At 71.2% G+C, this 22,380-nt stretch carries 17 protein-coding genes; 10 read left to right on the top strand and 7 right to left on the bottom strand.

The features are described 5' to 3' along the window. Positions 1-175: 175 nt before the first annotated feature. Complete coding sequence (locus tag IG84_RS0120685; RefSeq protein WP_031059246.1) at positions 176-1,945, top strand: hypothetical protein; 1,770 nt, start codon at positions 176-178, stop codon at positions 1,943-1,945. Between the two features lie 19 nt (positions 1,946-1,964). On the opposite strand, the gene IG84_RS0120680 is transcribed toward IG84_RS0120685, so the two are convergent. From IG84_RS0120680 to IG84_RS0120665, 4 genes are all read right to left on the bottom strand, one after another. After that, a complete protein-coding gene (locus tag IG84_RS0120680) occupies positions 1,965-2,192 on the bottom strand; it encodes a DUF6480 family protein (protein WP_031059244.1) in 228 nt (75 codons plus the stop codon). Positions 2,193-2,272: 80 nt separating this feature from the next. Further along, positions 2,273-2,500 (bottom strand): DUF5133 domain-containing protein, encoded by a 228-nt coding sequence (locus tag IG84_RS0120675; protein ID WP_030251405.1) that lies wholly within the window; start codon positions 2,498-2,500, stop codon positions 2,273-2,275. A gap of 142 nt (positions 2,501-2,642) precedes the next feature. Beyond that, on the bottom strand, positions 2,643-4,121 hold the full coding sequence (locus IG84_RS0120670; RefSeq protein WP_031059242.1) for an FGGY-family carbohydrate kinase: 1,479 nt from the start codon (positions 4,119-4,121) through the stop codon (positions 2,643-2,645). Between the two features lie 48 nt (positions 4,122-4,169). Next, positions 4,170-5,705, bottom strand: a complete 1,536-nt coding sequence (locus IG84_RS0120665) for an MFS transporter (RefSeq protein ID WP_051862099.1) — start codon at positions 5,703-5,705, stop codon at positions 4,170-4,172. 367 nt (positions 5,706-6,072) lie between these two features. Between IG84_RS0120665 and IG84_RS0120660 the strand changes: the two genes are divergently transcribed. Both IG84_RS0120660 and IG84_RS0120655 read left to right on the top strand, forming a co-directional pair. Next, the gene (locus IG84_RS0120660; RefSeq protein WP_031059237.1) at positions 6,073-6,834 is read left to right on the top strand and encodes a GntR family transcriptional regulator; all 762 of its coding nucleotides are present in this window, start codon (positions 6,073-6,075) and stop codon (positions 6,832-6,834) included. Between the two features lie 162 nt (positions 6,835-6,996). Next, positions 6,997-8,172 carry an adenosine deaminase gene (locus IG84_RS0120655; RefSeq protein WP_031059235.1) on the top strand — a complete coding sequence of 392 codons (1,176 nt, stop codon included), beginning with the start codon at positions 6,997-6,999 and terminating at the stop codon, positions 8,170-8,172. A 139-nt stretch (positions 8,173-8,311) separates the two neighbouring features. Here IG84_RS0120655 and IG84_RS0120650 read toward each other — a convergent pair whose 3' ends face one another. After that, positions 8,312-9,184, bottom strand: a complete 873-nt coding sequence (locus tag IG84_RS0120650; RefSeq protein ID WP_051862112.1) for a D-alanyl-D-alanine carboxypeptidase family protein — start codon at positions 9,182-9,184, stop codon at positions 8,312-8,314. Between the two features lie 249 nt (positions 9,185-9,433). Between IG84_RS0120650 and IG84_RS0120645 the strand changes: the two genes are divergently transcribed. From IG84_RS0120645 to IG84_RS0120635, 3 genes are all read left to right on the top strand, one after another. Then, the gene (locus IG84_RS0120645; protein WP_245659457.1) at positions 9,434-9,652 is read left to right on the top strand and encodes a hypothetical protein; all 219 of its coding nucleotides are present in this window, start codon (positions 9,434-9,436) and stop codon (positions 9,650-9,652) included. A gap of 109 nt (positions 9,653-9,761) precedes the next feature. Next, positions 9,762-10,118: an effector-associated constant component EACC1 gene (locus tag IG84_RS0120640; RefSeq protein ID WP_031059230.1), complete on the top strand. Its 357-nt coding sequence runs from the start codon at positions 9,762-9,764 to the stop codon at positions 10,116-10,118. Further along, entirely contained in the window at positions 10,115-15,127 is a 5,013-nt protein-coding gene (locus IG84_RS0120635; RefSeq protein ID WP_031059229.1) for a caspase family protein, read from the top strand. Before IG84_RS0120640 ends, IG84_RS0120635 begins: the two co-directional genes overlap by 4 nt. 22 nt (positions 15,128-15,149) lie before the next feature. Here IG84_RS0120635 and IG84_RS0120630 read toward each other — a convergent pair whose 3' ends face one another. After that, a complete protein-coding gene (locus IG84_RS0120630) occupies positions 15,150-16,070 on the bottom strand; it encodes a LysR family transcriptional regulator (RefSeq protein ID WP_031059228.1) in 921 nt (306 codons plus the stop codon). Positions 16,071-16,136: 66 nt separating this feature from the next. On the opposite strand from IG84_RS0120630, the gene IG84_RS0120625 reads away from it, so the two are divergent. Both IG84_RS0120625 and IG84_RS0120620 read left to right on the top strand, forming a co-directional pair. Then, positions 16,137-17,351 carry an MFS transporter gene (locus tag IG84_RS0120625; protein ID WP_211266497.1) on the top strand — a complete coding sequence of 405 codons (1,215 nt, stop codon included), beginning with the start codon at positions 16,137-16,139 and terminating at the stop codon, positions 17,349-17,351. 65 nt (positions 17,352-17,416) lie between these two features. Continuing rightward, complete coding sequence (locus IG84_RS0120620; RefSeq protein ID WP_037800670.1) at positions 17,417-18,841, top strand: MFS transporter; 1,425 nt, start codon at positions 17,417-17,419, stop codon at positions 18,839-18,841. Positions 18,842-19,343: 502 nt separating this feature from the next. On the opposite strand, the gene IG84_RS0120615 is transcribed toward IG84_RS0120620, so the two are convergent. Beyond that, entirely contained in the window at positions 19,344-19,880 is a 537-nt protein-coding gene (locus IG84_RS0120615; RefSeq protein WP_031059223.1) for a SixA phosphatase family protein, read from the bottom strand. A gap of 301 nt (positions 19,881-20,181) precedes the next feature. Between IG84_RS0120615 and IG84_RS42330 the strand changes: the two genes are divergently transcribed. Both IG84_RS42330 and IG84_RS0120600 read left to right on the top strand, forming a co-directional pair. Next, entirely contained in the window at positions 20,182-21,285 is a 1,104-nt protein-coding gene (locus IG84_RS42330) for a DUF1269 domain-containing protein (RefSeq protein ID WP_245659455.1), read from the top strand. An 87-nt stretch (positions 21,286-21,372) separates the two neighbouring features. Next, positions 21,373-22,338 carry a S8 family serine peptidase gene (locus tag IG84_RS0120600; protein ID WP_031059221.1) on the top strand — a complete coding sequence of 322 codons (966 nt, stop codon included), beginning with the start codon at positions 21,373-21,375 and terminating at the stop codon, positions 22,336-22,338. Positions 22,339-22,380: the final 42 nt, after the last annotated feature.

Here is a 22,380-nt window from a genome sequence, read left to right as displayed (position 1 = left end):
CGGCCGGCTCCGTCGCGTCTTCGACCTACGAACGGCACAGCCGCCAATCTCCTCCGCACACGGGCGAGTTGGTCCGTACCTCTTGACGGTGTGTCCTCACGTACTGAACATTCGTCGGGCAAGAGAGCGCTCCCAGGAAACCCCACCGTTCAGTTCCTGAAGCAGGAGAGTCGCCATGCCCGCACGCCGCTCCGTCCTGGCCGCCATGGCCGCCGCACTCCCCGCGGCCGGCCTCCCGGCCCTCACCACCGCCGCCTCCGCCGCCCCGGCCGCACCCGCGGGACGCGCAGCCGACCCGCTCCCCGGCGGCGGCGACCTCGGCCCGAACGTCCTCGTCTTCGACCCGTCCACGCCCGACATCCAGGGCAAGCTGGACGAGATCTTCCGGCAGCAGGAGCGCGCGCAGTTCGGCACCGGCCGGTACGCGCTGCTGTTCAAGCCGGGCACGTACCACGGCCTCAACGCGCAGCTCGGCTTCTACACCTCCATAGCGGGCCTCGGCCTCTCCCCCGACGACACGTCCATCAACGGCGATGTGACCGTGGACGCGGGCTGGTTCGACGGCAACGCGACGCAGAACTTCTGGCGCTCGGCGGAGAACCTCGCCCTCACCCCGGTCAGCGGCACCAACCGGTGGGCGGTCGCGCAGGCCGCGCCGTTCCGCCGGATGCACATCCGCGGCGGGCTGAACCTCGCGCCCGACGGCTACGGCTGGGCCAGCGGCGGCTATATCGCCGACAGCCGCGTCGACGGCACCGTGGGACCGTACTCGCAACAGCAGTGGTACACCCGCGACAGTGCGGTGGGCGGCTGGACCAACGCGGTCTGGAACATGGTCTTCTCCGGCGTCGAGGGCGCTCCGGCCCAGGGCTTCCCCGACCCGCCGTACACCACCCTGGACACCACCCCGGTCTCCCGCGAGAAGCCCTTCCTCTACCTGGACGGCGACGCGTACCGGGTCTTCCTTCCCGAGAAGCGCACGAACGCGCGCGGCATCACCTGGGGCAGCGGCACACCGCGCGGCACGTCCCTGCCGCTGAGCCAGTTCTACGTGGTCAGGCCCGGGACCAGCGCGACGACCATGAACCAGGCGCTGGACCAGGGCCTCCATCTGCTGCTCACGCCCGGCATCCACCACGTCGACCGGGCCGTCGAGGTCAAGCGCGCGAACACGGTGGTACTGGGCCTGGGCTACGCCACCCTCATTCCGGACGGCGGCGTGACGGCCCTGAAGGTCGCCGATGTGGACGGCGTGCGGCTGGCCGGCTTCCTCATCGACGCCGGCTCCGTCAACTCCGCCACCCTGCTGGAGGTCGGCCCCGAGGGCGCCTCGGTGGACCACGCCGCCAACCCGATCACCGTCCAGGACGTGTTCCTCCGGATCGGCGGCGCGGGCGCCGGCAAGGCCACCACCAGCATGGTGATCAACAGCAACCACACCATCGTCGACCACACCTGGGTCTGGCGCGCCGACCACGGTGACGGCGTGGGCTGGGAGACCAACCGCGCCGACTACGGCGTCCGCGTCAACGGCGCCGACGTCCTCGCCACCGGCCTCTTCGTCGAACATTTCAACAAGTACGACGTGGAGTGGCGGGGTGAGCGCGGCCGCACGATCTTCTTCCAGAACGAGAAGGCGTACGACGCGCCGAACCAGGCGGCGGTGCAGGACGGCACCACGAAGGGCTACGCCGCATACAAGGTCGCCGACTCGGTCACCACGCACGAGGGCTGGGGCCTGGGCAGCTACTGCTACTACAACGTGGACCCCACCATCCGGCAGGACCACGCCTTCGCGGCGCCGCGCACGCCCGGCGTGAAGTTCCACGACCTGCTCGTCGTCTCGCTGAGCGGCCACGGCCAGTTCGAGCACATCATCAATGACACGGGGGCGGCCACCTCGGGCACCGACACGGTGCCGTCGACGGTGGTCTCCTACCCCTGAGCGAGCGCGCCCACGATCATCACACCAGGAACGCGAAGGCCAGGAAGAAGACGACGCAGAGCAGCACCACGATCCCGATGGCGATCAGCGGGCCCTTGGACCAGCCCTTCGGGGGGTTGTACGTCTCCTGCGGGCCGGCCCAGGGCGTGCTGCCCTCGGCGGGCGGCGTCTCGCCCGGCGGCACACCGCCGCCGGGCTCCAGGCCCGGCGTACGCCGCGGGTCCGGGTCCGGATTCTGCTCGGTCATACGCCTCTCCTGTCCACGGCGCGGGGCACGCAACATCTACCACGGCCGTACCGCGCCCGCGGGGCACCGCCCCGCCGGGATCACGCGGTGAGCAGGGAGTCGTCCTCCATACGGGCGCCGGGCAGCCGGTGCCGGGCGGCGACCAGCGCGCTGTCCACGTCGGCCGTGCCGGTGCTGATGCACAGCAGGTACGCGAGGTCGTCCATCCGCTGGCGCACCTCGTCGGTGCCGCGTTCCGCATTCAGCACGGCCAGCGCCTCGTACTGGTCGATGAGATTGCGCAGCATCGCGGAGTGGGCCATGAGCATGACGGACTCCTTCCCTCCCGCTGGGGGAGCACATTCGCGGTCGTACCGTTCGTCACCCCCTGGCTACCCGGCACATGCCTTCCCATGCCCGGCGATTTTTCCGCACGGCATGATGCGGGGGCGGGTGCCCGCCGATCACGGTTCAGCGGGTCTGGTGCGCCGCCAGGGCGTGGACGATGTCCGCCGAGGCCGGGTAGAGGTCGCGGTAGAGGCGGTACAGCTCCTCGTACCGGGCCGCGGCGCCGGGCTCCGGCACGACGGTTTCCTGTACCGGGTTCCAGGCGTCGACCGAGGCGTCGCCGATGAGCTGGGCGGCGAGCAGCGCGCCGCCGTAGCTCGCGCCGATGGAGGTGGTGCGCACCTCCTGCGGCCGGCCGGTGACGTCGGAGACGATCCGGGTCCACAGCCGGCCCTGGGTGCCGCCGCCGACCGCGACGACCCGCCGGATGTCGCCGCCGACCGCCTCGATGGCCTCGATGTTGTGCCGGACGCCGTACGCGGTGGCCTCCAGCGCGGCGCGGTAGAGGTCGCCGCGAGTGTGGGAGAGGGTGAGGCCGGCGATGACGCCGCGGGCCTGCGGGTCCATGACCGGGGTGCGCTCGCCCGCGAAGTACGGCAGCATCAGCAGGCCGTTGGCGCCGGTGCCTGATTTCTCGGCCTCGTGCAGCAGGTCGGCGTAGTCGGGCGCGCCGCAGAGGTCGCGCAGCCAGGCGGTGACGGCGCCGGAGGTGGCCATGCCGCCGGCGAGGTTGCGGGTGCCGGGCAGGGCGCCGACCGTGCTCCACAGCGCGGGCGCGGTCAGCAGGTCGGGCACGGTGTGGACGAGGAACATCGTCGTGCCGTACATGAGCATCAGATCCCCGACGGTGTGCGCGCCGACGCTGAGGGCCTCGGCCCAGGCGTCGACGGTGCCGGTGATGACGGGGATGCCCGCGGGCAGTCCGGTCAGCCGGGCAGCCTCGGCGGTGACCGTGCCGGCGGCCTCGCCGGACCAGCGCAGCGGCGGGAGTTCGAGGTCCGGGCAGATCAGTCCGGCCCACGGGTCGTACCAGGAGCGGGCGACGGTGTCGTACAGCGGCGTGGTCTGGCTCGCGGAGTGGTGGTCCAGGACATAGCTGCCAGTGAGCTTGCGGACCAGCCAGGAGCTGGGCATGTAGAGGCGGCGGGCGCGGGCGAAGAGCTCCGGTTCCTCGTCGGCGACCCAGGCGATCTTCGCGCCGGCGGCCTGGCTGCTGAGGCCGGAGCCGCAGCGGGCCCTGATCTGCTCGGCACCGAGGCGGTGTTCGAGCCGGGTGATCTGCTCGGTGGCGCGGGTGTCGACGCCGTAGAGGATCGCGGGGCGCAGCGGTACGTCGTCGGCGTCGGTGAGCAGGACGCACGGGCCCATGCCGCTGACGCCGACGGCGCGCACGTCCGCTGCGCCGTCCGCGGTCAGCTCGCGGACGAGCGAGACGAACTCCGTCCACCAGACGTCGGCGGCCATCTCGACGTGTCCGGGTGCCGGCCGGTCGACGGTGTGTGCACGGACCGCCGAGCGCAGCAGTGTGCCGTCCAGGGCGACCAGGACGCCCTTGCTGCTGGAGGTGCCGATGTCGACACCGATGACTGCATTGAGTGCCATGGGCACACATTCGCAGAACGCCCGGCGGGACCGCGTCCGGGGACGGCCTCACACGTGGGCGGCGGGCGCGCGCTCCGTACGGCCGGCCTCTTCATCCGCCGGTACGGGCCGGACGGCCAGGGCGGTCACCATGGCGAGGGCCAGCAGGGCGAGCGCGGCGACGAAGGCACCGGTGTAGGCGGCGGCGCCGGTGGCCCCGTCGGTACCGGCCGAGGTGATCAGCCCGGAGGCCAGGGCGGTGCCGAGGGAGGCGCCGACGCCGAAGCAGGCGCCGGTCAGACCGGTGAGGGCGCCCTGCTGGTCCTTGGGCGCGGAGACGACGGCGAGCCCGTTGAGCGCGGTGATGCTGATGCCGTTGTACGTCAGGCCCAGCACGGCGAGCGCGGCGAAGAGCACCCAGGGCTCGCTCCGGAACGGCACCGCGACGGCGAAGGCGAGCAGCGAACCGGCCGAGCCGACCAGGGCGGTACGGCGCCAGCCGACGCGCGGCCCGAAGTACCCGGCGAGCGGGGCGCCGATCACACCGATCGCCGAGGCAGGCGTCGCGTACAGCAGCGCGGACCGGGTGGCGGACAGCCCGTAACCGGCGTGCGCGTCCTGCGTGAAGAGCGGGATCGTCAGCGCGAGCGCGCCGAAGGCGCCCGCGAGGGTGAGGGTCACGGTCAGCAGCAGCGGCCAGGCCCGGCGCGAGGCGAGCAGCCGGATGTCGATGACGGCGGTGGTGCGGGGACGGACGGTGGTGGCGTTGTCGGCGGCGGGCGTACGGGAGTCCGTGCCGGCGCCGGTACCGGAGACCGAGTTGCTGCCCGCCGAACGGGACCGCTGTACGAGGACGAACGCCACCAGCGCGGCCAGTCCGCCCACTACGCAGCCGAGCGTGGCCGGCGAGGTCCAGCCCCAGCCGGCGCCCTGCGCCAGGCCGATGAGGACGCCGGACAGGCCCAGCGCGAGGAGCCCCGCGCCCAGCCAGTCCATGCTGCCCGCGGCCTTCGGCGGCACGGCCGGTACGTACCGGGCCACCGCCAGGGTTCCCACCACCGACAGCACCAGGCCGCCGAGGAAGATCGCGCGGAAGCCGACCGTGTCGGCGAGCCGCCCGCCGACGATGGCGTCCACCCCCGCGAAACCGCCGTTGACGGCGCTGATGATGCCGGCGGCGCGGCCGAAAGCGGCGGGCGGCAGCAGATCGTTGAGGGTCAGGAAGGAGAGCGAGAACATCGCGGCCGAGACGCCCTGGAGGATCCGCCCGGCGAGGTAGACGGAGATGTCGGGCGCCAGGGCGCAGGCGAGGTTGCCGATGATCAGCAGCACGCCGCACAGCAGCATCACCGGTTTGCGCCCGCGGTAGTCGCTGAGGCGCGCCAGCGTGACCTGTCCGACGGCGGCGAGCAGGAAGAACAGCGTCTGCGACAGGCCGACCAGGCTGCTGGAGGTGTCCAGCCGGCGGGCGATGTCGGGCAGCGCGGGGCTGAGCATGGTGGCGTTGATCTGGTAGCCGAGCACGGCCAGCACGAGCGAGGGCAGCAGCAGCCGCGGGACGGCGGGCGGCGCTGGGCGCGTGCGCTCGCGGAAGTTGAGGGGCATGACGGCTCCTGGGGCTGAGGGGGCGGGGCTTTCGTGCGGGCGCCGGACACCGGCGCGGCCGGATTGCGGCGCGCTGCAGGGGGCGCCCGTCACGAGATGTACCGGCGTCGTCGACGCTCGTTCTGCGTCACTTGTCAGACAGGAACGCGTCGTGCGCTCTGGTCTATCGCGCGGTTCCAGGGGTGTCAAGAGATCACGGACGATTGCTTCGCGCCGCGCACGAGGATTGCTTTGCGCTGCGTACAGCGATTGCTTCGCCTGCATACGGCGCCGTCCAGCGGTGCGAAACTGGGGTCCGCGCGGCCACGCGAGCGCGCGGAGCGCCACCCCATGACGGGTGACGACGTCGGACCACGGCCCCAGGGAGATGAACATGGCCGGCAGACAACCCATGCCGCCACGACGGCGGCCGGTCGTCGCGCTGTACGAGCGGATGGTCGAGGCCATCCGGGACGGCACCTACCCCCCGGGCTCCACGCTGCCGACCGAACCGCGGCTCGCCGCCGAGCTGGGAGTGAGCCGCCCGGCCCTGCGCGAGGCGCTGATCCTGCTGCAGGAGGACGGCGCCATCACCGTACGGCGCGGGGTGGGCCGCACGGTCAGCCCGCACCTCCCGCCGCGCGGCTTCGAGTACCTCAAGCCGGTGGAGCAGCTCCTCAGCGAGGGCGGACAGGCGGTGACCACGGCCCTGGCCCGCGCCTACGAGGAGCCGACCGACTTCTCCACCCAGCACCTGCTGCTGCCGGGGACCAGCCGGGTGCGCTTCTGGGAGAGCCTGATCGAGGTCGGCGGCCTGCCGGCCTGCCTCACCCAGGAGTGGGCCGCCCGGGACGAGACCCTGGCCGAGCTGCTGCCGGAGGCGGCGGAGGCGTTCGACGGGCCCGCCGGGAAGAGCTCCTCCATGCTGCGGCTGCTGCTGGAGGCCGGGCGCGCGCTGCCGCTGACGGGCAGCAGCACGATCGTGGCCACCACGCTCGGCCGCCAGCGCGGCGAGCAGCTCAGCCGCCCCGCCGACTCACCCGCCGTCCTGGTGATCCAGGTCGTACGGCTGGACCGCACCCCGCTGCTCGCGGCCAAGCACATGCTGCCGCCGGGCGCACCGGCCCTCCCGGTGTGGCAGGCCCGCTGAGGCCGAAGCGACGGACGAACCGCACAGACCCACAGACCGGCCCGGGGCCACGCGCCCCGGGCCGGCGCCGTTGCTGCGCGCCCGCCGCGCACACGACCGTCAGGCCCCCGCCCATGAGACGCGGTCGCCCTCACTCAGAAAGCCATGTCATACTCCGACCCCATGACGCTGTCTGACAAGTACACCCACGCACTGCCCCCCGTACCCACGCACCCCCTCGACGAGGACCTGGTCCGCCAGGCGCCCAAGATCCTGCTGCACGACCACCTCGACGGCGGCCTGCGCCCGCAGACCGTCGTGGAACTGGCCGCGGAGGCCGGATACGACGCGCTGCCCACCACCGACCCCGCCGCACTGGGCGAGTGGTTCCGGGACGCCGCGGACTCCGGTTCGCTGGAGCGCTACCTGGAGACGTTCGCGCACACCTGCGCCGTGATGCAGACCGCGCCCGCGCTCTTCCGCATCGCCGCCGAGTGCGCCGAGGACCTGGCCGCCGACGGCGTGGTCTACGCCGAGGTCCGCTTCGCGCCCGAGCAGCACCTCGCCGCGGGCCTCACCCTGGACGAGGTCGTCGACGCGGTCACCGCGGGCTTCCGCGAGGGCGAGCGCCGGGCCGCGGCCGCCGGCCGCCGGATCCGCGTCGGCACGCTGCTCTGCGCCATGCGGCACGCCGATCGCGCACTGGAGATCGCCGAGCTGGCCGTCGCCCATCGCGACCGCGGCGTGGCCGGCTTCGACATCGCGGGCGGCGAGATCGGCAATCCGGCGAGCCGCCATGCCGAGGCGTTCGACCACCTCCGCAGCGAGGGCGCCCGGGTGACCGTGCACGCCGGTGAAGCCGTCGGCATGGAGTCCATCCGGGAGGCCGTCCTGCGCTGCGGCGCCCACCGCATCGGCCACGGCGTCCGCATCACCGACGACATCGAGATCGCCGCCGACGGCTCCGTCCGCCTCGGCCGCCTCGCCTCCTACGTACGCGACATGCGGATCGCCCTGGAGGTCTGCCCGACCTCCAACCTGCAGACCGGCGCCGCGACGAGCTACCCCGGGCACCCCATCGACCTGCTCCGCCGGCTCGGCTTCCGCGTCTGCCTCAACACGGACAACCGGCTGGTCAGCGGCACCACGATGACCCAGGAGTTCCAGCATCTGGCCACCGCGTTCGGCTACGGCCCGGCGGAGCTGGAGGAGTTCACGGTCAACGCGGCCAAGGCGGCCTTCCTGCCCTTCGACGAGCGTGCAGCCCTCATCAACGAGGTCATCCGCCCCGGCTACGCCCGCCTGCGCACTCGTACCCTCGGCCACGTCCCGGTCCGCGACGGCGCCGCCGCAGCCTGACGCGAGGCCCCGCACAGCGAGGACCTGCACAGCGAGGACCTGCACAGCGGCGCCCCGCACAGCGCCGGGCCGGCGCCGGGGACTCCCCGACGCCGGCCCGACCGCTGTCCGCGTACGCCGCGGCCACTTCTTGAAGCGGCTACTTCTTGAACCCGTAATCCATCAGCTTCTTCGCGTCCGCGGTGCGGTTGGCCACCGAGGAGGACGCGAGGACGGTGCCGATGACCGTCTTGCCACTGCGGGTGGCGGCGAAGACCAGGCAGTACTTGGCCTCCGGGCCCGAGCCGGTCTTGACGCCGATGGTGCCCGAGTAACTGCCGAGCAGGTTATTGGTGTTGGACCAGTTCATGTAGCGGTAGCCACCGCTCTTGGTCGTGACCTTCTGCTTGGTGGACTTGGTCTTCACGACCGTGCGGAACGTCGAGTACTTCATCGCGCTGCTGGCGATCCTGGTCAGATCGCGCGGCGTGGAGTAGTTCGCGCCCTTGCCGATGCCGTCGAACGAATCGAAGTGCGTGTTCTTCAGCCCGAGGCTCTGCGCCGTCGAGTTCATCTTGCCGATGAAGGACTTCACGCGCGCGGACCGCGTGGAGCCGCTGCCGAACTTGTCGGCGAGCGCGTACGCGGCGTCGCAGCCGGACGGCAGCATCAGCCCGTACAGGAGCTGACGGACCGTGACCTTGTCGCCGACGATCAGCCGGGCCGACGAGGCCCAGTTGTTGTCGACGATGTAGTCGCTGTACGCCTTCTGGATCGTGACCTTGGAATCCAGGTTGAGGTTCGGCTGCGCGAGCACCACCCGGGCGGTCATGATCTTCGTAGTGGACCCGGTGGAGAGCCGGGTGTCCGCGGCCTTGGTGAACAGGCTCTTGCCCGTGCCGTTGTTCATCACGAAACCGCCCTTGGCGGTGATCGTGGGCGTCTTGAGCGTGGCGGCCTGCGCCGGAGCGGCGAGCGCTCCGGTCGTCAGGACGGCTCCCGCGGTGAGAAGGACCGCGGACACGCGACGCATGCCGTTGATGCCGTTTTTCAAGTCGAGTACTCCATACCTGCCGTGCGGTCACATGAGAGTGCCGCTCCCTCACAAGACGCACGAGCCGCAGCGATGGATGCACGCACCGGAAGACCGTCACCCTTCGCACACGCGTCGGGAACCGGCCGTGGCTGATTGCGAGCGCTGTGCCGACCAGGCAGGCTGTGCGCCATGTCCTACGTGCGGCTTGAAGCGTGGATCGGGGGTGCATGGCTGGAGGTGAACTGCGTGAGCGTCACCGTCATGGAGTCTGCACTGACCCTGTCCTTCGAACACCAGCGGAGCGAGTCCGGCTACCAGAGCCTCATCTGGGAGCCGCTGGAACGATTCCTGAAGGAGTACCGCGACGAACCGCTCGTCGTGGTACCGCAGGGTCACGACCTGCCGGTGATGTACGGCCCCGGCGCGGCCGGCCCCTTCCGGCTGGCGAGAATCAACGAGCACTGAGCCGCGGCTTCCGCATACTCCGCGAGGCGATCTCTTTTGGTTGAACTGGCGTTAAAGTAGGTCCCCTTGACGGTTGGTGCCCGTCAGGCACTGGTTCTCGGGGGGACACATGGACATCGTGGTGAACATCGAGGGTGGCCGGGCGGATGAGCTCGGGAGCCTCGAGCGGGCGGTGAAGGCCAAGCTGAAGGCGCAGGGCGTCCGGACGGTGCGCACCGTCCGCGAGCCGGAGCGGGGCGCGCTCGGCGCCGTCGAGGTGCTCCAGTTCATGGGGGAGAACGTGCTGCTCCCCGTCTTCCTCCAGGCCCTGTACGAGTACGCCTCGCAGCGCCTGGGGCAGCCGAAGCGCGCGGACCTCAAGGTCCACGCCATCCGGACCGACCTCCCCGATGGCACGCGCCGTACCGAGATCGTCTTCGAGGGGAAGGCGAAGGACGTAGCTGCGGCTCTCAAGGAACTGCAGTGACCGGCCGGCCGAACCCGGACGTGGAGCGGGTCGATCCGTCCCGCTCCACCGTCCTGCTGCTCGGCGGCACCGAATATCCGGGGACCCAGCTCGCACCCGTGCCCGCCGCCGGGACGAACCTGGACAAGCTCGCGGAAGCGTTCGAAAACCCTGATCTGTGGGGCGTCGAAACGCTGTACCAGCACCTGAACCTGACGCGCCGCCGGATGCTGACGACAATCGGCAAGATCTACCGGACGTCCGAACCGGACGGCCTGTTCGTCCTCTACTTCGTGGGGCATGCGCAGCAGGACGACAGGTCCGGCACGCTCTACCTCGCGCCGCACGACGCCGGAAGCCCGCTGGCCCCGCAGGACTCCATGGTGTCGGTCGCCGACATCTTCCGGGCGGTGGCCGACCAGGAAGACCTGCACGCCAGGCGCAAGCTGCTCATCCTCGACTGCTGTTTCTCCGGCAGTGCCATCAAGGCCACGCCGGCGGAGGCATCGACGATCACCAGTGAGAACGGCTGGCACGTCATCACCGCGTGCGCGGAGGAGGAGTTCGCCCGCGCCGATTCCGACCGCGAGACCACCTTCTTCACCGGGGCCCTGCTCGAGTCGTTCGAGGGCGTCGCGGCCACGCAGCCGAGCCTCTCCGTGCAGTGGGTCTTCGAGGCCGTGAGTGACATCATCAGCCGCACGCCGGGCGGCAGCGAGCTCCTGCCGCACCACGTCCCGGCCGCCTGGGCGAACCGGCCCTGGCTGCGCAACAGGAAACACGTCAGGCCGGCCCCCACTCCGTACAACTACGCCCGGGTCCCGGCCCCCCAGCCGGCCGGCATCCAGCAGGCGCTCCCGTACGGCTTCGCCGCCTGGCCGGTCGTCGATTCCCTCTTCACCGGCCGCGACGCGGAGCTGGCGGCGGCGCTCGGCCGTTTCCGGCAGCGCACGGTCCTCCCGGTCTGCGGGCCGCGCTACGCCGGCAAGTCCGCGTTCGTCCGGCAGTTGCTGGCCACGCCCGAGGTGAAGGAGGCCGAGCCGGCGGAGCAGCCCTGGCTGCTGCTGGAGCTGACGATCATCAACGCCAGCGCCGAGTCCCCGGTCATGGAGGCCCTGGCCTCCGCGCTGGAAGTCGGCCTCCAGGACGTCGCCCAGCACGCCGAGGCCGACGGCGACTCCCGCCGCGATCTGGTCATCGAGCGGCTCCGCGAGCACGCGCGCGGACGCACACTGCTGCTCGTCGTCGACTGCGGGCGCCTCGGGTACGACTCCCACCGCATCAGCGCCGAGCTGGACGAACTGCTCGCGCACCCGTACTTCCGGGACACGGCCAACATCGTCATCTCCCGCGTCGAGCTCGACGAACCGGTCCACAGCGAAGAGCAGCTCGACCACCAGATCCCCGTCCTGCTGGCGGAGCTGGGGCAGGGCGAGGCCGCCGACCTGCTCACCGCCCTCATGGCACACGAACGCGTGACGGTCGACGGCAAGGACGTCCTGCGCTGCATCCAGGACCGCCGGCTGCGCCTCCCGGGCGTACTGAACCAGAGCGCCAAGGGATACCTCCGCCGCCGGGACCGCGGCACGGGCTCCCCCGATCCGGCGGCCGTGGCCGCGGCCCTGGTCGAGGGCACCACCCCCAGCATGATCAGGACCCTGCGGGAACTCGGCTGCTGCCTCGCCGCCGGGCCCGGCGCGCCCGCCGGTCCGGAGCCGTTCGCGGTCCTCGCGGTCTGGGCCCTCGCCGACCGACTGCCGCTCTCCCCGCACGTCCTGGAGGACCCGGCCGTCGGCTTTCCGCGCGACACCCTGGACCGGCTGGTGGACGCGCGCGTCCTCTCCCGGACCGATGAGGGAGCGCTCCTGCTGGGGCAGGCCAGCGAACAGGCGCTGCGCAATCTGGTGGCCGCCGCGCTGAGTCGCGCCGAGGAGAACCGCCCGGCCCGGCCGCTCGTCGATCCCCAACTCCTGCAGACCCTGGTGCCCAAGGAGCTGGACCTCCCCGAGCTGGACCGGCGCCTGGCCGCGGCCGCGCTCCCGCTGTTCACGGCCGGTGCGCCGAAGGACGACGAGGCGGACGCGGTCTACCGGATCCGGCTGCGCTCGGCGCTCGGCTGGATCGAGGACGAGGGCGACCGGCGGCTGCCGGCACTGCACGACGCCATCCGCCCGCTCGTCCTGGCGCCCTCCGGCGACGCCAGTTACCGCCCGACGTCGGATGCTCCCCTGGCGCCCCCGGCCGAGGCGGAGGAGCAGGTCGTGAGCGGCCCCGAACCGCTTCCGGTGGAGGAGCCGACGGCCGCGGAAGAGGGGGTCACCTCGCTGGCGGCGCTCTACCGCCTGTACCACGCCGTGGCGTCGCTGACCCTCGCTGCCCGTGCCGAGGGCCCGGCCGAACGGACGGGCGCGCGGTTCACCACCGCCGCCGAGGAGGTCGCCGCCGCCCTCGCCGGCTGTGACGCCGAGCAGGTACCGCACACCCTGCTGCGCTCGGCGGACGCGTCGCTGGCGTTCACCGGCAACCGGCTCGGCCTGCGGGCGCGGCTGCTCGACGTCCGGCTGGCCGCGGTCGACGTCCTGCTGCTCGGGGCGCACCGCCGCGGCCCCGGACAGGCCGGGCGCATCACCCTGGCGGTGTCCTGGCTGCTCAACACGGCCGACGCGCTGATCGACGCGGACCGGCTGGAGGAGGCCGGGGCGCTCGTCGACCAGGTCGGCGGCCTGGTGACGGACCTGCTCCCGCAGGACGACGCGCCCCGCAGCGTCTCCTCGCGGCTCCAGCTCACCAGCCGTATCGCCCGGGTGCGCGGCCGTCTCCTGAGCGACACCGGGGAGAGCCGCCGGGTGCTGCTCGACGGCGCGCGCAGCGTCGCCGCCGGTCTGCGGCTCGCGCACGCGGAGGGCGAACCGCTGTCGCTGTGGACCTCGCGGCTGTTCGACGCGACGCTGCTGGTCATCCAGCAGAGCCGGACCGACGAGGAGCTGGCCGAGGCCCGGTCGCTCGTCATGGACGCCCTGGAGGAGTGCTGGGGCGACCGGTCGTCGTGGCCGGCGGCCGTCTGCGTCCCCGCGGCGCGCTTCCTGCGGAAGCTCTACGTACGCTGCGTCGACGCCGCGCTGCGGCAGAACGGCGCCAAGGAGGCCGTGGATTTGCTGGAACGGCTGCCGGAGGCCCGGCGCGCGGAGGCCGAGGGCGCTCCGCCCGCGGACGCCAAGGAGGTCGCGAAGGTCCTCAGCGCCCTGGCCCAGGCGTACGGCTTCCACTCCTACACCCTCCGGGAGAACCAGCGGATCGGCGTGGCGCGCTCCCGGCTGGAGCGGGCGGCGGACTGCGCCCACGCCGCGGTGGAGCTCGCCCCGAGTACGTTCTCGCACTCGGTCTGGCTCCGGCAGGTGCTCGACATCCGGCGGATGACTCCGCGCACCGGCCCGGCCGGCGACGCCGCGTCGAAGCGGCGGCGGGCCTGTGTGAAGGAGGTCCGCGGCTGGCTGGCCCAGCAGGACAGTCACTCGCACGCCCATGCCGTGCTCGACATCACCTGTCTCGACTCCGACTGGGCGGAGGAGGGCAGTCTGCGGGGCGCCGCCCAGAAGCGGGTGCCCGGCGAGGACTTCCTCCAGCTCAAGGCCCGGCGGCAGCGGGTGCCCATCGACGCGCTCTACCGCGAGCGCCGGCAGAAGCTGAAGGCCCATCTGCACCGGTACGGCCCCTCGATCGAACTGTGCGCCCTGGAGTCCCGGCTGGAGCGCGAGTACCGCCGCTGGACGGGCGTCCTGGACTTCAAGCAGGCCAAGCAGGACTGGAAGGACGGCCTCGGCCCGCGCCCCATGACCAAGGTCCCGCAGGTCGACAACGAGCCACTGTTCGCGCTCTACCGCGACGCCGCGATCCGCTGGCCCGGCGACGCCCGGCGGATCGCCGCCGAGGCCGCCCTCCACCGTTACGTGTGGAACTACGACAGAGCGATCGAGTTGTACGAGCGCCTCGCCCGGACCGCGCCGAACGGCGAGATCCGGCGCGGCGCGCACCTGTCCGCCGCCGAGGCGCTCCTCGCCGACCTGGAGTACGCGACCCACACCTACCGGGGCGACTGGCACGACCGGCTGCTCGCCGCACAGGACCATCTCGACGCCGTGTTCAGCCCCAACACCCGTGGCGGGCTGGCCATGGTGCTGCGGGAGCGGGTCGCGATCCGGCTGGGCCGGCCGGTGCGCTGGGACCCCGTCGACGAAGCCTTCGAGGCCGTCGTCGGCGGCGACTACGCGGGTACGGTCGGGCGCTTCCTGGACCGCCGCCGCTACGGCCGGTACCGCGACTCCGACCGGCTCGGCGCCCGGGTCCGCATCACCGTCAAGGACAGCGCGGGCTCATCGGAACAGCACCGGCTCAGCGAGCTGTTCGGCGATCACGGCGAGCTCATCGAGCGGACCGGGCCGGCCGACGGCCGGCAGGCTGCCGCGGTGCCCCAGCAGAACAGCGGGCAGGAGGGCCGGTCGCCGTCCGGTGCGGCGGCGGCGCTCGTCGGGGGCGAGGACCTGGGGCAGTTCGCCTCCGAGCTGCTCGGGGAGCTGCTGCTGACGGAGTTCACCAGCGTGAAACTGCTGAGCGGCCTCGGGAAGCTCTACCTCCACCGGGCGGACGACCTGATCGCCGGCCATCAGGAGGCGCACGGCAGCGAACCGGAACCGGGCTCCGCCACCGCGCGCGAGGCCGCCGGCCATGCCCGGCGGGCCTACGACTGCTTCGACGCCTGCCGCGTGCTGCAGGAAGCACACGGCAACGAATCCATCGTGACGAAGTTCGAACGCGGGCGCGCGATCACGCTGGCCGCGAAGTACCTGCACGACCCGAACCCGATCTCGCGGCCGCTCCCCCACGAGCGGGACGCCCAGCTCCGCCAGGCGTTCTGGCTGCTGAACGCGGCCCGGGAGCACAGTGTCGGCGGCTTCAACAAGGTGTGTTCGTGGGCCGCTTCCGAGAACAACGAGGTACAGAAGCGCCTCGGCCTCCGAAAGCCCCAGGAGTGAGATCCGTAGCCGAAGTCCATGGCTATGGGTGCCCGGCCGGGACCAGCTCGGCGGCGGTGGTCCGGAGGAGTTCGAGGGCCTGGGCGACGACCGGATGGCGCGCCGCGCCCTTGCGGGTGGCCGCGAGGATCGTCCGGGCGGGCGCGGGCTCGCCCGACAACCGGATGCGGGTCACGGGCCACTCCGTGTTGATGCGGGCGAGGCGCGGCACGAGGATCACGCCGAACCCCTGGGCGACCATCGCCTGCCCGGTGTCCCACTCATCGGCTTGATGGGCCATGTCCGGTGTGAAGCCCGCTGCCATGCAGGAGGTCACCACCAGTTGGTGGTAGGTGCTGCCCGGGGTGCCGAGGATCCACGGTTCGCGGGCCGCGTCCGCGAGGGAGACCCTCTTCCGCGCCGTCAGCGGGTGGTCGACCGGCACGATCAGGTCCAGCGGATCGTCCAGGATCGGCTGCTGGTCGAAGCGGTCGTCGTTCAGCGGCGGTGAGTCGGGCGTCACCACCACGAGTCCCAGATCCGCTTCCTCCGCCAGCAGCAGTTCGAAGCAGCGGACCGGCTCGGCCTCCACCAGCCGGACCGCGAGCCGGGAATGGCGGTCGCGCAGCGCTGCCGCGGCGGGCGGCAGCAGGTACGTCGCGGCGGTGGAGAAGCCGCAGAGGGTGAAGGGGCCCGAGGGCTCCCCGGCCGTTGCCGCCAGCTCGCTGCGCGCCTGTTCCCACTGCGCCTGCAGGATCGCGGTGTGGCGCAGCAGTGTGCGGGCCGCGGCAGTGAGCTGGATGCCCCGGCCGGCGGGCTCGATCAGTTTTGCGTCGAGCTGCTCGGCGAGCTGGCGGAGCTGGTAGGAGACCGCCGACGGCGAAAGGCGCATGGCCTCCGCGGCAGCCGTCACGCCCCCGTAGCGGTCGACCATCTGCAGGATCTTGAGCTTGGGATCGATCATGCAAATAGTTTGCACGATCATCTTCAAATCCGTGCGATTGTGCCTACTGATCGTCGGTGCCACGCTGTGCGCGTGTTGTCCGCAAGTCCGACGACTGGGCTCTATGTCCTGGTCGTACTCACCTTCGGGGCCTATCTGCCCAGCTCGCTGTCGCCCGGCTATCAGCACGCCTTCGGTGCCGATGACCTGACCATGACGCTGATCCACGCCGTCTTCGCGCTGGTCAGTGCCCCTGCGCTGCTGCTGCTCGGCTCCGTGTCGGACAGGTTCGGAGCGCGGCCGGTGCTGCGTGCGGGCATCGTGCTGGCGGCGCTGGGCTCTGCCTGTTTCGCGCTCGCCCCCGGAGTGGAATGGCTGCTCGTCGGGCGCGCCGCGCAGGGGCTGGCCCTCGGGGCGACCACCGGCGCGGCCGCCGCGCTCGTCAGCGAGGAGACAGCGGGTGGCAGCCGCCATCGGGGTGCCGTGCTTTCCGGTATCGCCTTCGTGGCAGGCACCGCGCTCGGCGCTGCCGCGGGCAGATTCCTCGCCCAGTACGCTCCGGCCCCCTACGTACTGCCTTTCCTTCTGCATCTCGTCCTGCTGGCGATCGCCTGGTACTGGGTTTCCGCCCTCGCGCCGGCCACTGGTCTCGCGGCCGGGCGAATTCGGCCCTGGCGGCCGACGGTCCCGCGGATTCCCAGCGGAATGCGGGCATTGTTCGCCACCGCCTCAGCGGTCGGTTTTCTCGCGTGGACAGCTGCCGGCCTGTTTCTCGCCATCATCCCGGCACTGCTGGCACGGTCCGGCCGGCCGAATACGGCGGTCACCGGCTGCATTCTGGGCGCCGTATTGATCTGTTCCGCGCTGACCCAGCCGCTGGTCGGACGGCTCGGCGCGCGCCGCGCGCAGCTCGCCGGCCTCACGGGCCTTCTGGTGAGCCTTTCCCTGCTGTCGCTCACCGCGGGCAGGTCGGTATCCCTCACCCTGGCCGCGGCCGTGGTGGCGGGCGCCGGGCACGGACTCGCGTACGCCGGAGCGGCCGCCGCGGTCGATGCGCGAGCCCCCGCGAAGGAACGCGGTGCCCTCACCGGCGCCCTCTATCTCTCCTTCTACCTCGGCTCCGGACTGCCGGCGCTGGCCGTCGGGCTGCTGACCATCCCGCTCTCCCTCACCGCAGCGACCTCCCTGGTGACTTCCGTCGCCGCGATCCTCGTCCTGCTGACGAGTATCGCGGTCGCCGAAGTCGACCGCCCCGTCCGCGTTCCGCCGAAGGGAAGGGTTATCTATATCCGATTGAAGTGAACGCGCGACGAGCTGAAGTGCGCCCCGGCCCCTACCGGCCGGGGCGAAAGTATGAAGGAGTTACCGTGCCGACGGCGCATGCCGACAATCGATCCGCGAACCGGAATCCGCTCACGCCCGGAGAAATAACGGTCACCGACCCTAAAGTAACGAGACGGGCAATCGGCGCGGCGGCCATCGGCAATATCACCGAGTGGTTCGATTTCGGCGTCTTCGCCAATCTGACCCCGGTCCTCACCGCGGTGTTCTTCACCGGCGCCAGTGAGACGGTCGGCACGATCGGCACCCTCGGCCTGTTCGCCGTCGCCTTCCTGGTGCGCCCGATCGGCGGCATGTTCTTCGGTCCGCTGGGAGACCGCATCGGGCGCACCAAGGTGCTCTCCCTCACCGTCATCATGATGGCCATCGGCACCTTCGCCATCGCCTTCATCCCCGGCTACGAGACCTGGGGCCCGGCCGCTCCCCTGCTGATGCTGCTCGCCCGCCTCGTCCAGGGCTTCTCCACCGGCGGCGAGTACGGCGGGGCGATGACCTTCATCGCCGAGTACGCGCCCGACAAGAAGCGCGGTTTCCTCGGCAGCTGGCTGGAGTTCGGCACGCTGACCGGCTATCTGCTCGGCGGCGTGGCCGGGCTGGTCATCCAGCTCCCCGGCGTGATGTCCCACGACGACCTGCTCTCCTGGGGCTGGCGGATCCCGTTCCTGATCTCCGGGCCGATCGGCATCATCGGGCTCTACCTCCGCCTGAAGCTGGAGGACACCCCCGCGTTCCAGGCCGTCGTCGCCGAGTCCGAGGGCCGGGAGGGCAATCAGACCCTCAGGGAGATCCGCAAGATCTTCGTGAAGTACTGGCGGCCGATGCTGATCTGCATGGGCCTGGTGCTGGTCTTCAACGTGGTCAACTACATGCTCACCACGTACATGCTGGAGTACATCGGCAAGTTCGCCCCCTCGGTGAGCGCCACCTGGGCACAGCTCCTGGAGATCGCCGTCCTGGCGCTGGGCATGGTGCTCATCACCTTCGCCGGCCGGCTCTCGGACCGCATCGGCCGCAAGCCGGTGATCTACTTCGGCTGCGCCATGCTGGTCGCACTCGGCGTCCCCTCGGTACTGCTGATCCAGCAGAACACCCTGACGTCCGTCTTCCTCGGCCTGGTCCTGATGTCGTTGATGCTGCTCTGCTTCAACAGCACCATCCCCTCCACGCTGCCCGCGCTCTTCCCCACCGAGATCCGCTACGGCGGCCTGTCGATCGCCTTCAACATCTCCGTCTCGCTCTTCGGCGGCACCACCGCCTTCTTCAACGCCCTGCTGGTGGAGGGCACCGGAGACATCAACGTGCCCGGCTACTACCTCATGGCCGCCGGCGCGATCGGCGCCGTCGCCTGCTGGTTCGCGGCAGAATCCGCGGGCCGTCCCCTGCCCGGCTCCGCACCCGCGGTGGAATCGAAGGAAGAGGCCCGGAAACCGGCCCGGCCTGCCCAGGGGTGATGACCTGCCCTCAGCTCAGCGGCCGGCGGCCATCCCGCTCCAGCCGGGTCGCCACGCGGTTATCCACACTGCGGCTGGGGCCGTAGCGGACATACTTGGCGGGTCCACTTCCTGTACGCCGTCGGTGACTCCATCAGGTCGGACACGACAGTCGCCCGTCTGCGGCAGCGGGTTCGTCGACCGAGAAGAGGGTCGCGGGCCGGCCCCGGTACACGAGGGGGACCGTTTCGCGGCGCCCGCAGCGGTTCGATGAACGCCTCGAGGCGTTCGGCCATCGTCTCGGCCGTCGTTCTGCCCCGCGCGCGTTCCCGGCGCACGGGCCTCGTCGACGGGAGGTCCCGTTGGTGCATGTCGCCTCACCTGCTGGCCATCCCGGACACGCGCCCGCAATGACACGAGCCGCCTGGGGCCGGGGCGGCAACTGCAGGACGAGCGTACGGCGGGCCATTGGCTTGAGGAACACCGTGTGACTGCGCCCGCCCGCAGGCACCGGCACCACCGTTCACGAGGGCCTCCGCCGGTCTCCCCGAGCGACGGCCAGCCCCGTCAGCAGCGCCGTGCGGAGACCGAGCTGCCCCCACGTTCCGTGCCAGGTCAGCTCAGCAATCGCGGCTGTCGGGAACTTCTCCTGGACTTGCGGGATTTCACTGCCGACTCCGTCGCCGGCCACCATCAGAATGGTGTCCCGCAGGCTCGGGTTGTGGCCCACCACGAGCAACGTCGACACATACGCGGGCACCGCATGCACGACTGCCAGAAGTTCCGGCACAGGCGGGTGATAGAGCCGCGGCTCAGCACGCACCGGTGGCAATCCCGCCAGTTCCGCCGCTGCCAACTCCCAGGTCTCCCCCGCACGGCGGGCCGTGGAGCACAACACCAGGTCCGGAAGCCAGTCCGTCTTTGCCAGCAGCCGCCCAGCGGCTTGTGCATCGCGGCGGCCACGCGCGGACAGTGGCCGCTCGTGGTCTGCCGTCCCTGGAGGCCGGGCCGATTTGGCGTGCCGCAACAGCAGCAAACGTCGTAGGGGTGAGGGCGTCACACTGAGACCCGTCGCGTCGAGAGTTCCGTAGTTTTGCTGGGACGCGTCCTGACGTGGGCCGGTGCGCGAAGGCACACACCGCTTGCATCAGGAGCGTGTTCGAGCGCGTGTTGGTGAAGTACACGGTACGGGCAGTCCAGGCGCGTCGATTCCGCCAGGGGAATTCCCTCGCCTCTTTCGGACACCGATCGATTCCCCGCGCGATGCCGCAACTCGCGCCGGGTGGTGCCCCCGACGGGGTTGCCGCCCGACCCGATCCGTTGCTGAATGACGTGCAGCGCCTACAGAAGGAGGCGGCACGATGACCGAGACCGGGCCCATACAGCTCTTGGCGGTCGTCTTCGGACCGTACGCGACGTTCGAGGGACGCATCGTCGAGGAGCTGGACGAACTGTCCGCCACGGGCCAGATACTCGTCCTGGACCTGTTGGCCGTACAGAAGCAAGTCGACGGTGACCTCGCCGCCGTCGGCTACCAGGCAGAAGGCATGGGCGACACGGTCAGCGCGCTGCTCGGTCTGCGCCCGGGCAGCATGCGGGGAGCGGAAGAGGTGTTCCCCTCCCTGGCACCGGGACGTGCCTTCGGCCTCGCTGCCGACGACATCCGGCAGCTCGCAGACGCCTTGGAGCCAGGTACCACAGTAGGTTTTCTCTTGCTCGAACACCGGTGGGCGAGGAAGCTGAGGAGCGCGGTCCGTGAGCAGGGAGGCGTGCCCCTGGCAGAGGGCTTCCTCACCGAAGAGGCGCTCGCTCCCATAGCCACAGAGCTGCTCGCAGCAGCCGCACGATTCGACGAAGAGACACCGGAAACAGCAGGGACAGCAGGAGGAGCCACCGAAGAAGCCTCCGGCGAACCGCGCAACGAAGCGACAGGTACGTCACGCAGGGCCGGCGACCGGCCCGATGCCCAGGAGGAACCCATGACCGAACTCGTGGTGCTCGGTTTTTCCGACAGGGAGCAGGCCGAAGCCGTCATGCGGCTCAGCGGCCAGCTCTCCCGTGAGGAACTGCTCGACCTGGAGGATGCCGCGCTGGCCTGGCGGAGCCAGGACGGCAGGGTGCACGTGCAGCAGGCTCACAACACCACCGGCACCGGAGCGGCCAAGGGCGCCCTGTGGGGGACGCTGTTCGGCATGCTCTTCCTGATGCCGGTCTTCGGCGCCGCGGCGGGTGCCGCGACCGGCGCCGCCGCCGGCAAGCTCAGGGACATCGGCCTCAACGACGCGTTCATCAAGGAGACGGCAGGCGCCCTGGAGCCGGGGCGTGCCGCGGTCTTCGCGCTCGTACGGCGCTCCACTCCCGACCGGGTGCGGGAAGCGCTGCGCCCCTTCCACCCCACGGTGCTGCACACCTCGCTCACCAAGGAGCGCGAAGACGAACTCATCGCCACTCTCCACGGCGTGTGACCGGAGACCTCGCAGGTACTGACGGGGTCCCTGCTTTCGCAGGGCCCTGGCGTCACGGGCCGGAGCCCGCACGTGTCGGAGGTGCCCATGAGCGGGTCGTTGTCCCGTCCCACCGCCGTACTGGCCTGCGTGGCTGTCGCCTCCGTCCTGGTCGCGGGCTGCGGTGACGACCACGAGCCGGACCCCAAGCGCGGGCAGCAGTGGGCACTGGGCGCGCTGAAGCTGCCGGAGGCGTGGCAGAGCGCGCGCGGGGACGACACCGTGATCGCCGTGGTGGACACCGGTGTCGACCTCGGCCACCCGGACCTCGAGAGCCGACTGGTGCGTGGCACCGACATCGTCGACGGTGACAGCGACCCGATGGACCACAACGGTCACGGTACCCACGTCGCCGGCATAGCGGCCGCGGCCACCGACAACGGCGTGGGCATCGCAGGCGGGGCACCCGGCGCCAAGATCATGCCGGTGCGGGTCCTGACGACGGCCGGATCCGGGACCAAGGAGGACATCACCCGCGGTGTCGTGTGGGCGGCGGAGCACGGCGCCGATGTCATCAACCTCTCGCTCGGCGAAACCGGACTCATGGCGAAGCTGCTGCGCGGCGGAACCCTCAACGGGGCCATCACCACCGCCCACGACGAAGGGGCGGTGGTGGTGGCTGCGGCGGGCAACGAGGGAGCCGAGACACAGCCGTACCGGCTGGCAACCCCCGTGCTCGTCGTCGGCGCCAGCGATCAGCACGGCAAGCCCGCGAGCTTCTCCAACTTCGGCGCGCAGGGAGCCGTCACCGCTCCCGGCGTGGACATCCTGTCCACTCTGCCCACGTACACCACGCCGCTGACGCGCGAAAACACCTCCGGGTACGGCGAGTTGGACGGCACGTCCATGGCCACGCCCTACGTCTCCGGCGTGGCGGCCCTCCTGCACCAGCAGGACCGTACTCCCGACCAGATCATCGCCGATCTCAAGGAGACCGCCCGCAACCCCGATCACCTGACCAAACTGGGGCTCGGCATCGTGGACGCGCAGGCAGCGGTCGCGCAGGGGAAGTAGCGCGGTGGACGGCGGAACCCTGGTCGCCGGCGGAAGGCAACT

It is taken from the genome of Streptomyces ochraceiscleroticus (assembly GCF_000720485.1).
GTDB classification, from domain to species: domain Bacteria; phylum Actinomycetota; class Actinomycetes; order Streptomycetales; family Streptomycetaceae; genus Streptomyces; species Streptomyces ochraceiscleroticus.
This window is presented reverse-complemented; position numbering and strand designations above follow the sequence as displayed.

Bases quoted from the DNA above. Each gene is read 5' to 3' on its own strand.
- IG84_RS0120685 (WP_031059246.1), top strand. From the start codon at position 176: ATGCCCGCACGCCGCTCCGTCCTGGCCGCCATGGCCGCCGCACTCCCC.
- IG84_RS0120680 (WP_031059244.1), bottom strand. From the start codon at position 2,192: ATGACCGAGCAGAATCCGGACCCGGACCCGCGGCGTACGCCGGGCCTG.
- IG84_RS0120675 (WP_030251405.1), bottom strand. From the start codon at position 2,500: ATGCTCATGGCCCACTCCGCGATGCTGCGCAATCTCATCGACCAGTAC.
- IG84_RS0120670 (WP_031059242.1), bottom strand. From the start codon at position 4,121: ATGGCACTCAATGCAGTCATCGGTGTCGACATCGGCACCTCCAGCAGC.
- IG84_RS0120665 (WP_051862099.1), bottom strand. From the start codon at position 5,705: ATGCCCCTCAACTTCCGCGAGCGCACGCGCCCAGCGCCGCCCGCCGTC.
- IG84_RS0120660 (WP_031059237.1), top strand. From the start codon at position 6,073: ATGAACATGGCCGGCAGACAACCCATGCCGCCACGACGGCGGCCGGTC.
- IG84_RS0120655 (WP_031059235.1), top strand. From the start codon at position 6,997: ATGACGCTGTCTGACAAGTACACCCACGCACTGCCCCCCGTACCCACG.
- IG84_RS0120650 (WP_051862112.1), bottom strand. From the start codon at position 9,184: ATGCGTCGCGTGTCCGCGGTCCTTCTCACCGCGGGAGCCGTCCTGACG.
- IG84_RS0120640 (WP_031059230.1), top strand. From the start codon at position 9,762: ATGGACATCGTGGTGAACATCGAGGGTGGCCGGGCGGATGAGCTCGGG.
- IG84_RS0120630 (WP_031059228.1), bottom strand. From the start codon at position 16,070: ATGATCGATCCCAAGCTCAAGATCCTGCAGATGGTCGACCGCTACGGG.
- IG84_RS42330 (WP_245659455.1), top strand. From the start codon at position 20,182: ATGACCGAGACCGGGCCCATACAGCTCTTGGCGGTCGTCTTCGGACCG.
- IG84_RS0120600 (WP_031059221.1), top strand. From the start codon at position 21,373: ATGAGCGGGTCGTTGTCCCGTCCCACCGCCGTACTGGCCTGCGTGGCT.